The following is a 14,316-nucleotide window of genomic DNA, read 5'->3' as shown; positions in this document are numbered from 1 at the left end:
CGAATCCACATCTTGCAGGGTTGCGGTTGTGCTGGACACACTTTCCGCACTCTGCTGCTTCGTACGTGACGCTTTCTATGACAGGCTCTGATTCAAGAAAGGAAGTAGCGCGATAGTTAGTGCCAAGAATTCAATGGGATATAGCTTTTAAACTCCCCAACAACGTGCTATAGATAATGCCTGAGCAATCCTCCAAACGCGAGTCACTCGGTTCGCGTATCCTGTTCTTGATCGCTGGTATAGCTGTCGGAGTTCTACTGGAAATATTGAACATTGGTGGTATATGGGCCGTCCCCGTTGGGATTCTTGCACTCATTCTATTCGGTGAGACCTACCTCTTTTTAACAGAAAATTGGTCATCAGGTCAATAAGTATCCCTCATTGACCAGCGGTTTTGTTCAGAATATGTCTAAGTAATAGCATTTCAACACCTATGAGAATCCTGCGACTGACCAAACCACGGATCGTCTAATAGCTGTTTCGTCGTCGATAGTGGCCGGCACGTGTTGGTGACGTAGAACCGCACGACGTCGCTACAATTGAGTGGAAACAGCCCTCAGGCGGAGGTTATCTTGAAAGCGGTAGCAGTTGCTAACAGTGGGCGAATGCCCTGCTGAGTGGCACCGCGATGGTGCCACTCAGCGACTATGCTGTTGGTGGATCGTAGACTTCCTCACGGCTGAGCATGTGAAACATTGCAACGAGCATTTTCCGAGCTGTTGCAACGATTGCGATATTGTGATTCTTCCGCTNTAGAACTGTCCTAGGTAGTCGTCGAACCGTACAGCCACGTTGGCACACTGAACGAGGGCCCAGCGCAACGGCGCTGAGCCCTCTTTCGAGATTCCACCACGAACTTCTTTGTCGCCAGATTGCCGAATGGATGGATCAAGCCCAGCGTAGCTAATAACCTTCTTTGCGCTGCTAAACCGGTTGATCTCGCCAAGTTCAGACGTGATCAGCAGCGACGTGAAATAACTTACACCTGGGATGGTCATGAGCAGCTGCGCGTCGTGACGCGCAGCGGCGGTGTCTTCGATACGCTTGTCGAGTTTCGTAATCTGTTCGTGTAGCGTATCAATCACCGCGAGATGTGCCTCAAGAACCGCTCGATCGACCTCTGAGAGCGTGAGTTCCGCGAGGAACTCACGCCCGGTCGGGCCGAACAGTTCGCGGCTGTATTGGTTACCGGTACGCTTGAGAACTGCTCGGACACGGTTTTTCTCCCGAGTTCGGTCTTCGACAAGTGCCTTGCGTGCGCGAACGAGATCACGTCGTTCGCGCACGTCCTTGGGCGGAACGTAGCTTTCAGCGACAAGATTCGCACGCAGAAGATGAGCGAGCATCTTCGCGTCAACGCGGTCAGTTTTGACCTTCGCGTCGGCAATTACGCGCGTCTTGCTCGGGTTGACGAGCGTAACGTCCATGTGCTCGTCGAGCGTTTCATAAATCGGGCGGTAGTGCCCGGTTGCTTCAATGGCAACCGCTGATCCGGCATACTCGCGCGCGAACTCTTCGAGTTCGACGCGCTCGGTGCCATGGGAAAGGCGGTATTCATCGACAAGACTGCCGTCCTGTCGCATGACCGCTACCTGTGAGTAGCGGTCATGCGTATCCATTCCAATGTACATGGTTTGATGTCTCCGGGGTCGGGTGAACGATCCGAATAGACACCTATACGGGCTGTTTGCCCAATCCTTCGGATTCTTGCAAGGGACCAGTCAGAGCCTCGTGTTCTTGGACACATGTTGAAAGACGGTCTCCTTCAACCCCAGCGCATTCGTTCACCGACTTGGGGCTTAAACAGGATTCTCATAAAGTCAGAGCCATATCTACGTAACGAATCGACCAGTTCAGATTCACGGTCTATACTGAATAAAGAAACCGTATTACTATCTACTGTTCTCTATCGCTGCTGAACCCGCATCGGCAGACCGTTCTTTGTCTTTGTAGTGATCTCCGGCTCGATCGTAATTGTATCGTCACCAGCCCAGTCGAGAGTCCAGTGCTGACCAATCGTTGCCAGCACTAGTGTCGCCTCGAGCCGAGCAAACTCCCGACCAACACAAGTCCGGCGGCCACCACCAAATGGAATGAACGCATGGTCCGGAAGCTCCTCTTCGAGGTTTCCAGCCCATCGGTCGGGTCTAAACTCGAGGGGATCATCATAAAATCGCTCATCACGATGCACCGAGATAGTAGACAGGTGGACTTCCTCGTTGGCAGGGATTTGATACTCACCAACGTCCACGTTTTGTGTCGTCTGCCGTGGAATCGTATGAATGGGTGGGTACAGCCGGAGTGTCTCAGTAACGATTCGGTTTGTGAGATCAAGGTCTGCGACATCTGCCTGTGTCGGTGGTCTCCCATCTAGAACAGTATCGAGTTCATCGTGGAACGCCTGTCGGACATCGGGATTCAAGGCTAGCGAGTACCAAGCGAATCCAAGCGCCGCGGCAGTAGTCTCGTAGCCAGCGAAAATCATCGTGAGCATCTGATCTTCAACCTCCTCCAGGCTGAGATGATCTTGACCACTTGCTTCGAGTGCTTCATGAAGCTTCGATAGGAGGGTCTCATGCTGGAAGGCAGTCGTCTGTGAACCCTCACTGTCTGATCCCTCATCGTACTCTGCAAGCAGTCGCCGAACTTCCGTTCGAAGACGCTTTGCCGAGTTGTCAAACTGCCGCCGTGCTGGCGTTGGTATCCAATTCGGCAGGAGCCAAGACGTCGGTTCAAACCACTTGTTGAGTCCAGCAGATGCTTCACGAAGGTCGTCACCTTCTCCCGGTTGCAATTCGTGACCGAAGAGTGTCGCAAAGAAAATTTCCAAGGTGAGATCCTGCATCTCCGATTCTATGTCTCGAATTTCATCCGACACCCACGTTCCAAGTCGGCGCTGCGTAGCATCGACCATATACTCGCCGTACCCACCGATTCGATCCCGGTGAAACAACGGTTGGAGGATACCTCGTTGGCGGGTCCATTGCTCCCCCTCTGTCGATAGCATTCCGTTCCCAAACACCCGCTGAAAGTCATCAGTCTTCCCGAAGGCGTCGATATCAGTCACCAATGCTTGTTCGAAAAATTCGGGGTGGGCTAAAACGTAGACCTCTACGCTTGGAAGTTCCATTCGATAAATATCACCACATTCGTCCGTTGCACGGTCAACGAAATTAAACGGGCTCTGGGCGAAATCGAATGTGTGTCCGATCACTGGATGCCCAGAGGGTGCAGGAGGAAGCCGAGCTTTGTCCATGAGAATACATCAATCTAGATCACAAATAAATCCACTGTACCCGCAAATCAGTGATCAACTACCGGTATTGTTAATAGTGTTATATATCTCTCGAGTAGAGGAAATCCAGCAAAATTGAACGCTAGCTCTAACTAGAAGCAGTTAGGCAATCTTCAAGAGATAGAGAAAGAGAGACCAAAAAGTATGGCTATGAATATACCTACAGCTAGAAATCCTCTTAGCGGTGAAGAGCTCGTTCTACGGAGCGTAATAAATGAGACAGTCGACTCAAAACGCCTCGAAGTGTTACGTTCTTTAAAAAGTTTGTCAAATCCAGCATCACAGTCTGAGATATCTCAACATGCTGGCATCACTCGACAGGCAGCCTCCACTCACCTAGCGGTGCTCCGTGATCGAGGGTTTACTAGGAGACAAGATACGGAAATCGAACTGACTGCTGGTGGCTACTTATTGTTAGATGTGATCGAACAGTGTCTTCGCTCAATGTCAATCGAGCAAATGTCGTTTCTAACACGTTCGGAATATCCCCTCAATATCCTAAGAGAGCTCGAGAAGCAATCTCTTCGAAAAAGTGAGCTACAAACGGCAATCAGCAGTTCTCCCTCACGGCCCACAGTTAGGCGCATTCTCAGCACCTTCGAGGAGTATGGTTGGACACAAGATAATGGAGGATACCAACAGATTACGTCGGCTGGTACCCGTATACTGGAACGTTATTCTGATGCGGAAACGTCCATCAAGCAGCTCATTGAGAAAGCACCATGGGTACAACGCCTCTCACCGGAAGATGCAACCTTTCCAGTTCAAGAGCTGGCTGACGCTGAGCTGGTAGTTTCGAAACCCACCCGGCCTTCATCGGCACTTTGGACAGCGATCAAGCTCTTTGACCGCAGCATAAGCCGCTTTCGAGTTGTGTGCTCTATTTATAATCCAATGCTGTTTCACGGCTATCGTGGGTTACTTGAGCTTGGTGTTGAAAGTGAAGCGATCCTCGACTTGCAGACCTACGCCAATACTACGAAAAACCCATATACACACTTTGTAGTGGACGAATCAGCATATAGCAACTACCAGCCTTTTGTTCTCGACTATGAACATACGCTCGGCATTGGGATCTACGATGATCGGAAGGTCGCTGTTGCAGGTTATAACGAATTTGGGGACGGGAAACACATAGCAATGATAATTAGTTCAAACGACAAACTTGTAGAATGGGCGATCAGCTTGTACGAATCCTACCGTGTCCAAGCACACCCACCTACAATTCAGAGCTCAAACAGTATATAGGAACCATTGTATTTCCTGAGATAACATCGCATAGGTCGTATAAATAAGAACCAAGTTATAGTCGTCACACACTTTGACGGTGTTAACCCCAGTGAAAATATTAGCCCCCACTGAGATTTACTGACCAGTGAGAACTCGTGGGAAACCACACGAATGAGGGGATCCAAGAGCAGATTGATCGAGGAGTGGTTTCACTTCTCGTTATCAACGTTAGCTACGAATTCCTCCGGTTCGGCGTGTGGATCGTGAAGATACCGTTTTCCCAATTCGCTGATCGCATAGTAGCCTCGGACCTCATCTTCATACGGCTGCTCTACGAGGCCGTGCTCCGACAGATCTTCTCGCAATCGACGAGCAACATGTCCCCAGGTAGGGGCAGCATCCCCGTACTCCTCACGAAGTCCCAGACCGATCGCTTTCGGCGGCAACGCGAATCCGACGCGATCGAGCAACTCGAGGATATAGTGATCAGCCTTCGTCATCCACGGTACCATTGGAGGTGACATTGAGCCTGTACATTGGCATATAGTGGTTTAACCGCACTGGAATGCGCCTTGAGACACATCACTATGGACATATGGAACCATCACGATGTGCAAATATTTATTACCACCGGTGACAAAGGGGTAGTTAAGCCAGAGATGAACCTCGTGACCTCCTACCAGTCGGTAGATAACGAAGTTCTCAGCTGAACGCTGGGGCTCTTGGTCATTGAGTGTCGGTGCGCTTGCGAACACGTGATTGGAACCCACATTCGCATCACGCACCGGACAGCTCTGGCGCCAAAGGATGTGCATGTGCGTACGCCAGAGTAGAACTAGCTACTCACCGAGAGTTTGTAAATCTTGCTTGCTGCGGCAGAGCGAGCGACAAAGCAGCACAGCTCAGCGCGAGCCAGTCACATCCACTAAACCGTCTGATAATCACACGGCCGCCGGTTATTTTATACCGATTGCGTCTGTCAGTCGTTGGTATGGACTAGAGAACAAAGTTGCCGAGAGGGACGGGGAATCACACTTCCCCGACACCGACCAGAATGGGGACAGCCACGTCCCCTTGAGGAACTGGCTTGGTACTCCCTTCTTGGCCTGTGATCAAATAGTTTTCCCACCGCGTAGCCCTGGCTTTGGCCAGCAATCGTCGATAGAGGAACTGTTGATTGCAGGCACGGCGATTGCCGATCGCCAGCGCTCAATTCGGGCGCATGAATGCCACACAGCCTAAACAGAGGTAAGTCTCGACGGTCGCAGAGTGAGCAGCGCAATTGCAACGGGCAACAAATCGAAATTGTCCTGTGTAAGCAATGCAAGACGCCCTGGCTCATCGAGCAGCATGCTCGAAAGTCCCAAGATACGCTTGACTGCCCCCATTGCGGACAATCGCACTCAACGCCAAAAGTAATCGACAGCCACGAATCAAGAGCAGGTGCTGCAGAGCTCCGTTCACGCTACCTCGCCAACCGTGCTGACGAGCAAGACGTCTACAACAGACTGCTGACTGATGTCGGACCCTACGATACGCAGCTTGAGGAAGTCGAGCAGCGCGTTGAGCGATTTACCCTCGACGCAGACAAAATGGACCTCAAACCGATCGGTTCCAGTCGATTCGAAACCCTTGTTGAGTCCAAGATCAAGTCCGATCGCCGGAAATTCGAAGAATGGGCCGAAGAATACAGCGGCCTCTACGAGGATGCCTTTGGGGACGAACTCGCTTCCGATGAATCTGGTGTAGGACCTTTCGAGGATGAGATCCAGGACGAACTCGAGCAGTGGGCAGCCCGTGCTGATCGCGAAGAGCTGTCCCGCGGAAGCCTGACACTGACCGATCAGCAACCGGCAGCAGCTGCAGCAGTTGTCGAGCTCGGCGAGACAACCAGTACAGATCTGTGGGCGGCGCTGTTCGAAAGCAACGACCTCCGAAGTGCACTTGCCAAGTCGATTACCGATCTGTTTGGTGAACTCGATACGCTCGAGTGCTACGATGTGCTCGAAGACTATGGCGTTCCGTTCTGGATTCGGTCACATATCGTCAACGTCGCACGTGGGTACGCAGGAGAGTCAGTGACGATCGACGGATCGGCCAATGCCCGCCAGCTTGTCGACGACTTACTCGCCTCGCTACCAAACCAACCGCTCGCGAGCACCGAAGATCTGCTCGCTGCCGCAAGTCTGTTCGACGGCCTCGAGCGCGACCCAACGATCAGCGTTGTCGTGCGTGAGTCATTCGTCGACGATGTCCGTCGTGACCTTCGGATCGACGTCTGTGATTTGCTTGCAGTGCTGGCCGACAGCTGTGACGTCCGGCTTGTCGGATCGACTGTGACGCTCGCAAAGCTCGCGAACAGCCATCGAGCGAACCTCCCTGGCGTTAGTGAATGGTGCAATCATCATCGTAATACGGAGCAATTTAACGAGCGACAACAGCATCTGGCCAACAACCTCGAGCAAGGCGAATTTGCGGTCACTATGCTGCGCGAATTGGACCGCGACCCGAGCGGTATTCTCACGTATAGCGAGCTATATGCGCTATATCCTGGTGATAACGACTCACGCGTTCGGCAACTCGTCGGCGACTATCATGACGCCGATTTCATCGAGCGCTTCGGTCCACGAACAGACCGGAAGGTCGAACTGCTGCCGTCTGGTCGGCGAGCTCTTGAGTTGTTCGAAGACAAAACCGCAAGCCAGCGCCGGATCTCTGACTTCGTTAGTCGCGGCGGTAAACAACAACAACAGGGCCGTGTACCCACGCAGACAAGAGTGGGTGGGGAGGAATTGGACGGCGATGACAGCACCAGCAGCACCCGCCCCTACCGCACTCGCTACATGGGACCGGCCGAACATGCGGCGGCTGCTGCCTGTGGACAGGAAGGAGGGGTAACCCTGGTCCGCGGCGGAATAGACGACCATGCGGACCGAACACGGTATGTGAGTTACGACGAAAAGCGGGAAGAGGCTGTGGTGGCCGTAAAGGCGACCGGACCGATGCCGCTGACGGTGAGTACTGCACTGGCGTTAGCGAGCCCAGAGTTTGTAGATCGAGTCCTCCCCGCAGATCGTCTCGAGTCCATCGAGGATCCGCCGGCGATCGTCCGCAACGCCCGCTGTATTGGCGGGGCGTCCGACCAGGCACTCGAAAATGGCCAACAGTTCCGTGACACGCTAGTTGAGTGGGGGAACGACCTCTCAGAGATGACAACGAAACTCAAACACGGCAACCTCTCGACGGATCGCTCAAACTTCTGTGGTGAGATCGTGCGCTCAGCACAGGGTCTCTGGGGCACAATCACACACTTGCTGGACCTGTTCGAAATTGACGTCCATCGTGAGATTCGTATCCCGTTGGGACTCTCACAGGACAAACTCGCCGAACTCTCAAAGTCGATCGGCTACGCGGTGGCTATCCAGTCAACGTACAATTCTCACTATGCGTGTTACCGCCAACTGTTCGAAGATCGCAATGACAAGCGACGAACCTCGTTCACAGCCCAGGTCGACGCGGCCGAACCGACAGGATCGCTTATCGGCTCGTTCATCCTCCGTGGCCCCGATGTCCACCGAATCGAAGACTCGCTGCGAGACTGCCTTGAGTCACCGCGAGACGTCCACAAGGACGCACCAGAATTCGGCGTCGACGTCTCGATCCGGACTGCTGGCCGCTCGATGTACCGTGATGCCATTCAACGTGTCCTTTCGCGGAAGCGAATTCGAACGACTACCGAAGCCGTCTCGATGGTCCACGCGCTCGTCGCGACGCCACACGCGGCTGCCAGTGTCCTTCATCGACATCTCTCGAGCGAGGATGAATCCAGAGAGGTTCGTGCTGACGAACTCCGGATGGCGCTTTCCGAGCTAGACGTAACAGCGCTGCTCCCAACAATCGGTAACGAGCGTCGGACGAACTCGGCGGGTAAAATTGTGGCGGCGTTGCTCGTTGCGGACGAACCGCTTTCAAAGACTGAGCTCGCAGCACGGGCTGACGTTACGGAAAAGACGATCTACAATTACCGCGAAAAGCTCGAGGCGCTCGGGCTCTTGGTCACCAACGAGGACGGCTATCGACTTGCACTATCGTTTGCGACCAGTGCTGGTCGCCAGAACGAAATGTGGCCATCGACGCTCGGTGATACGTTTAGCGGGGCGATTGATAGTCTGCTCGTTAAGACACTTCCACCAGATCGTTACGGTGATCCTGAAGATCCAGTTGGTGGACTCCTCTTTTGGACCGATGAGCCACCGAACCCGTGGGAGCTGCTCGAGCATGCTGAATACGCACCGTGGGCTGAACTCGCTCGCCGTCTCGCAAATTCCGAGCGAGCCCGACCAGCTGAACAGACGGTGCTGATGGGACCTAAGATTAAGCAGCAGCACTTGGCGTCAAACATACGTCTTTACGATGTCGCTCCTGTGTCAAACTGACATAATCCTTAATAAACTGTCTTTATATTGAGATATTCGAGAACTTCCAATGTGACATCGTCAACCAGTATACCATCATTCTCATGCCTGACTGACGTCATAGTGACGTCTGATTAATGCTAGTCCGGTACCTTTTTGATGTCTTACGGTGACTGTCTGGATACAGGGAGATACTCTCTGACTGAATCCATGGCACGAAACCGCATTCAGCAGATAGCGGAAGCGACTGAATCGGAGCGTAACGACTATCTTGACGCCGCCGGCTGGGAAGACAACCCGTTCTCGCACCGAGCGACGATGGACGAGTACGTGCTCCCATCGGAGGGAACGATTGCGGACATCGCGAGCCACATCCAGGACTATACCGGCCCGGTGCTGGTCCACTCGCGGTACTCGGGCGTCGGCAAGACGACGTTGTTGAACATGTTGCTCGAGTCATACAGCGATGACTACCAGCCGGTTGGGATCGGCGAGCACAACGTCTCGAGTTACGAACTCGCAGCGATCATCGCTGACGAGATCGGCGTCGGGAAGTCATCGTCGACGAAGCTGACCGAGGTGAAAATCCGTCGTGAGCTCAAGGACGTCGACCGGCCGGGGCTGATTGGCGTCGACGAGTTTGGCTTGAACTCGAAGGACACGCTACACACGGTGCAGTACCTGAACGACTTGCCGAACACTCGTATCCTCATGACCGGCATGACCTCGCAGTGGGAGGCCATCGGGAAGATCGGCAGCGACGGTCGGGCGTTCCAGCGCCGCGTTTCATATGACGTGCAACTTGAGCCCCTCGGCTTCGAGGGGATCGACGAGATGGTCCGCCGGCGGATCGCGACGGTCACCGACCGCGAGCACGATCAGTACAACGACGTCGACCTCGGTCCAATCACCAAGGACGCGCTTGAGGAGGTTCACGAGCGGAGTGGCGGCGTCCCGGCGGTCGCGACCGCGGCACTCTCCGAGCTTGTCGGCCTGGCCGCCTATCGGTACGCGCAGATCGGTGACGCTGAGATCACAGCCGATCTAGCGAGCAAAATCGAGTACGCCGATCCCGAGGCTGACCCCGCCGACTCGGGCCAGTCTGCCGGCGAATAGACTCCGAACTGACGTCACTCTGGAACCAGATTACTTCCAAATATGCCACGAGATAGCATTCTCGACGAAGCCGAACAGACCGACGAAGACAGTGGCAACGAGTCGGAGTCCGAACCCGAGACAGAAGACGACTCGGGGGGCGATGATCGCGTTCGTGTCACCCAGCGAATCCCGCACGATCTCGCCGACGACGTTGATCGCGTCCAGGAAGAATATAGCCTGCCGTCGCGGAACGCAACGATCAACTTCATGCTGAAACACGCATCGAANGTTGATCGCGTCCAGGAAGAATATAGCCTGCCGTCGCGGAACGCAACGATCAACTTCATGCTGAAACACGCATCGAAAGATCTGTGATGTACCGCAGGGACGCGATCACAGCCCTCGGTGCCGGCACGATCGTCGCGCCCCTGTCAGGGTGTCTCGACTTCGCCGGCATGCGCCCGGACAGCAACGACGACCCCCAGGACGAAAAGCAAGACGACACCGGCGAGGAGGCTGCCGGTGACGATCGCGACGACAACGCCGACCCCGAGGCTAACGACTCGGGGGACGACACAGAGGAAAGCGACGAGACCGAAGACGGTGCCGGTGACGAAGAGTCGCTGGATCCTGACGACGTCGAGCAACGCAACGTCGGTGAGGACGTTCTCGAGTTCGGCGGGCTCCAGATCATCGACTANCTGGATCCTGACGACGTCGAGCAACGCAACGTCGGTGAGGACGTTCTCGAGTTCGGCGGGCTCCAGATCATCGACTACGAGGAGAGGATTGACGAACTCGAGCACGGCGGCGAGCAGATCAGCTACACTGGAGAAGTCGAGAACCTTGGTGACGAAGCGTACGAGTCAGTGATAGTCAAAGTGAGAGTCTATGGCGAAGACGGCGAGGAGCTAGGCGGCCACCGTGATCTAACGCCTGAGATCGGCGCCGGCGAAACGTGGCGTTTCGAGATAGCGCCCCACAGCCAGCCTGATGAGATCACTGATCACGACATTGCTGTGGTCGGCGAGCAGTAGCGACAACCCTCACTATACCCTCAAATCAACGGTGCCTTTTTCGTGGCTTTCATTCGAACTTTTCTACCCACTGTTCTTGGATGTACTCCAGGTTGTGCTTCATGTTCTCGGTTAGCTCTTCGAGTTCATCGATGCGCTCTTGGAGCTCAGCGATCTCTTCGCTGCGCGATTGGTTCGCCTCCGCAAGCCCACTGATGCGGGCCTCGATATCGCTGGTTCGTTCTTCGATGTCGTCGAACCGCCGGCGGACTTCGCCCTGCTCAATCGGCGTTAGATTGTAGTCTTCTTGCGCCGCTGTGAGGACTTTTCCCCCTCTGTTAGTAATCTGGTAGGTGTACCCCTTTCTTGTCACTTCGTCCGGAGACGTGTCGTCGACGCGTTCCACTAACCCGGCATCCATGAGGTTCTGGAGATGGTGGTTGATCAGGTTCGATTCGAGCCCCGTGTCCTCGGTGATGCGTGCCTTGGGTACGACGCCGCCTCGAGTACGAATCGCGATCAGAATTCTATGTGGCTTATTTGAGAGATTCTGCGCAATCTCGCTGGGATCCTGGCCTGGGCGCATACTCCGACTACCATTCCGGGAGTTAAAATACTTCATACAATTTTATAAAATCTCCAGTTACCGACAGTACTATAGGCCGGCTACCCCCTCAACGNGGAGTTAAAATACTTCATACAATTTTATAAAATCTCCAGTTACCGACAGTACTATAGGCCGGCTACCCCCTCAACGCTAATCTCGAGGATACTGTATTGAGCTCCGGGCGAGAGCCTCGAGTGGACTATCAGCGAAGCGAGAAGAGAGTGGAAGGGGAGCCTGACTATAGCAGGTGAGAGAGCGAACAGAGCGGTGGGGCGCGACCAGCAAGAAGGGAAGTTCACCGAGCTCAGTGAGAGGGGAAGCCAGCGAGCTATGGCAGAGTGAATTCCATCTCGAGAACGAGGNATTAGCAGCGTGGATTATCAACAGGCTGGTAGAACAGTGGACTATCACCTTGAGTGTAGGCACGCGATCCTCGGAGATCTGCGTCCTCGAGTTAGTGTCTGGGGGTCAGTTCTGGCGTAGCCATAGTGGACTATCCACAGGAGCGAGCGCGGAGCGAAGCGGAGCGTGAGCGCAGTCGGTAGCCGCGACGCCTCGTAGCGGGCAGTCGGGAGGGGTGCAATCTCGAGCGAGCCGTCAAGTGAGAGCAGCCTCCATACACCACGAGAAATAGAGAGCTTATACTACGAGAAGTAGGATCTTACACCACTAGAATAGGGGGTATATTCTACGAGAAATAGTGGTATAAACCACGAGAAGTAGGGAAACAAATATTGGTCTGAACGTAAATATTCCGTGTATGGTAGCACGGTTCTCGAGACGGTCTCTTCTCTCGGCCGCCGGCATGGGCGCGCTCTCGTCGCTTGCGGGCTGTATGGTCCTCGGTGGGGACACTAGGCCATTGGGATCGGCGAGCACGGACGTCGCAGCGGGAGATATTGATCGGCAGGTCCCGACAAGTATCGACCCGGCAGCGTACAAGGATCAGTTTTCGAACACGGTCGTCCTAACTGATGACCCCTACAATGCCGACCCTACCGGAGAGGAGCCGATCAACAATGCGCTGATGATGGCCTGGGAGGACGACACGCTGATCGTGCTTCCAGAGGGTCAGTACAAGATGAACCAGGGCTTTCGCCGGACAGGGTGGCGTAACGTCGGTCTGATCGGCCAGAACGCAGTCATCCGCCACGGGACTGTGGAAGCGATCGATGGTCATCACGTCACCGAGGGCGAGTTCCAGGGGGGAACGATGCTTTTCGAACTCGGGACTCCGAGCGAGCCCCACCGCGGCGATCTCGTGTTCGGTGGACTGATTTTTGATTGGACACCGGAGAACGCCGGGATGCAAGGCCTGTATGCGATGGTCGGCGACCGCGCGGAGATCCGGAATATCTCATTTCAGGGTGTCCACTCGCTCGGAACCCACGGGAATATGCGCGTCGCGACGGTCGAGTCTGATGCCTTCGCTGTCGTCGACTCTGTCGAGATGCGCGGCGGTGGGTTGCACTATCACGACACGATCAACACGCGCGAGACAGAGGCCTACGATGGGTCGGTCAGCGATGAGGGCTTTGGACAGAGCTGGTCGACTACTGGTATTACGGGCCATCCCGACGCCGCGGGTACCACACTCTATCAGAATATGATCTGCGGACCGTGGCCAGGTAATGGTCTGTATGTTCAGGGCGGCGGGCGTCAGATAGTCAAGGACTGCGTCGCCTCGAACTCGGGAATTTCGAACATCCGGTTTAATCATACCGACGCGTGGGAGCCGATTCCGGAACTCGATGGTAGCGATGGTTCGCCCACATACGAACAGTCAACAGTCGAAGGGTGTACAGTGATTGTCGACCGAATGCCAAACGCAATCTACTACGCCCAGCGTGGAATTTGGCACTATGATGGGAAGGGAGCAATTCGGGACTGTGATGTGACGATTGCTTACGAGGATGACGCCAGTGGTGCGGGCGGAAATTATGCGATCGGTACACGTTCAGGTGTCACTGAATCGGCGATCGAGAACTGTCAAATCCACCTTCTCGAGCCTGCGGATGCGTTCTATTCTGGAACGTCGGCACCAGTTACCCTCAGAGATATATCAATCCAGACTGAGAATTGGAATCCTGGTGGCTCATCACCGACTGCCGTAATGGGTGGACATACACCAACTCTCGAGAACGTAACCCTCAACGGCCAGTAACTGGAATTACATCTCTTGCTGCTGTCCTCGAATCCACTATGGATATTCAGATTATCGGACTCTCGGAGAATTTGGGAAATATCTATTGGTCTAGACACATATATTCATATCATGAGACACTGCTCACGTCGAGCTCTTCTCACAGCCGGCGCTACAGGTGCGCTCACTTCTCTCGCCGGCTGCATCATTTTCACCGATGATGCATCTCCTGGAGGCACGGGACAGCTCGCCGGCGCAGATGATATCAACCAGCAGGTCTCGACGAGTATCGATCCAACGGCGTACGAGGATCGCTTTTCGAGAACGGTTGTTCTGACTGATGATCCCTATAACGCAGACCCGACGGGCGAGGAACCAATCGATGACGCGCTGATGATGGCCTGGGAAGATGATACGCTAATCGTCCTGCCAGAGGGCCAATACAAGATGAACCAGCAGTTCCGTCGAACGGGATGGCATGACGTTGGCCTGATCGGGCAGAACGCGGTGAT

General features: G+C 54.4%; 8 protein-coding genes and 3 pseudogenes. 7 read left to right on the top strand and 4 right to left on the bottom strand.

Features of this window, described 5'->3' with window-relative positions; translation table 11 throughout:
* Positions 1–645: 645 nt before the first annotated feature.
* Positions 646–1,631: pseudogene (locus C492_RS11070) on the bottom strand (IS110 family transposase).
* Between the two features lie 275 nt (positions 1,632–1,906).
* Entirely contained in the window at positions 1,907–3,256 is a 1,350-nt protein-coding gene (locus C492_RS11065; RefSeq protein ID WP_049893009.1) for a cytochrome P450, read from the bottom strand.
* A gap of 183 nt (positions 3,257–3,439) precedes the next feature.
* Between C492_RS11065 and C492_RS25925 the strand changes: the two are divergent.
* Both C492_RS25925 and C492_RS22970 read left to right on the top strand, forming a co-directional pair.
* Positions 3,440–3,646: pseudogene (locus C492_RS25925) on the top strand (winged helix-turn-helix domain-containing protein); the annotation flags it as partial.
* A gap of 93 nt (positions 3,647–3,739) precedes the next feature.
* The gene (locus C492_RS22970; RefSeq protein WP_239643434.1) at positions 3,740–4,543 is read left to right on the top strand and encodes a helix-turn-helix transcriptional regulator; all 804 of its coding nucleotides are present in this window, start codon (positions 3,740–3,742) and stop codon (positions 4,541–4,543) included.
* A gap of 191 nt (positions 4,544–4,734) precedes the next feature.
* On the opposite strand, the gene C492_RS22965 is transcribed toward C492_RS22970, so the two are convergent.
* Positions 4,735–5,037, bottom strand: a complete 303-nt coding sequence (locus tag C492_RS22965; RefSeq protein ID WP_204365616.1) for an ArsR family transcriptional regulator — start codon at positions 5,035–5,037, stop codon at positions 4,735–4,737.
* Positions 5,038–5,751: 714 nt separating this feature from the next.
* On the opposite strand from C492_RS22965, the gene C492_RS11055 reads away from it, so the two are divergent.
* The 3 genes from C492_RS11055 to C492_RS11040 all read left to right on the top strand — a co-directional run bounded on the left by C492_RS11055 (position 5,752) and on the right by C492_RS11040 (position 11,075).
* A complete protein-coding gene (locus tag C492_RS11055) occupies positions 5,752–8,961 on the top strand; it encodes a helix-turn-helix domain-containing protein (protein WP_152424896.1) in 3,210 nt (1,069 codons plus the stop codon).
* Between the two features lie 297 nt (positions 8,962–9,258).
* A complete protein-coding gene (locus C492_RS11050; RefSeq protein ID WP_008423517.1) occupies positions 9,259–10,056 on the top strand; it encodes an ATP-binding protein in 798 nt (265 codons plus the stop codon).
* A gap of 356 nt (positions 10,057–10,412) precedes the next feature.
* Positions 10,413–11,075 (top strand): FxLYD domain-containing protein, encoded by a 663-nt coding sequence (locus tag C492_RS11040; RefSeq protein ID WP_008423516.1) that lies wholly within the window; start codon positions 10,413–10,415, stop codon positions 11,073–11,075.
* Positions 11,076–11,124: 49 nt separating this feature from the next.
* Here C492_RS11040 and C492_RS11035 read toward each other — a convergent pair whose 3' ends face one another.
* Positions 11,125–11,640, bottom strand: coding sequence for a helix-turn-helix domain-containing protein (locus C492_RS11035; RefSeq protein ID WP_008423515.1), 516 nt, complete (start codon positions 11,638–11,640; stop codon positions 11,125–11,127).
* A 781-nt stretch (positions 11,641–12,421) separates the two neighbouring features.
* Between C492_RS11035 and C492_RS11030 the strand changes: the two genes are divergently transcribed.
* Together C492_RS11030 and C492_RS23750 are read left to right on the top strand one after the other, a co-directional pair.
* Positions 12,422–13,825 carry a hypothetical protein gene (locus C492_RS11030; protein WP_169333453.1) on the top strand — a complete coding sequence of 468 codons (1,404 nt, stop codon included), beginning with the start codon at positions 12,422–12,424 and terminating at the stop codon, positions 13,823–13,825.
* A 111-nt stretch (positions 13,826–13,936) separates the two neighbouring features.
* A pseudogene (locus C492_RS23750) lies at positions 13,937–14,316 on the top strand (hypothetical protein); the annotation flags it as partial.

The organism is Natronococcus jeotgali DSM 18795, from assembly GCF_000337695.1.
GTDB lineage: Archaea > Halobacteriota > Halobacteria > Halobacteriales > Natrialbaceae > Natronococcus > Natronococcus jeotgali.
The sequence above is the reverse complement of the archived record's forward strand: the minus strand, read 5'-3'. Positions and strand labels throughout refer to the sequence as shown.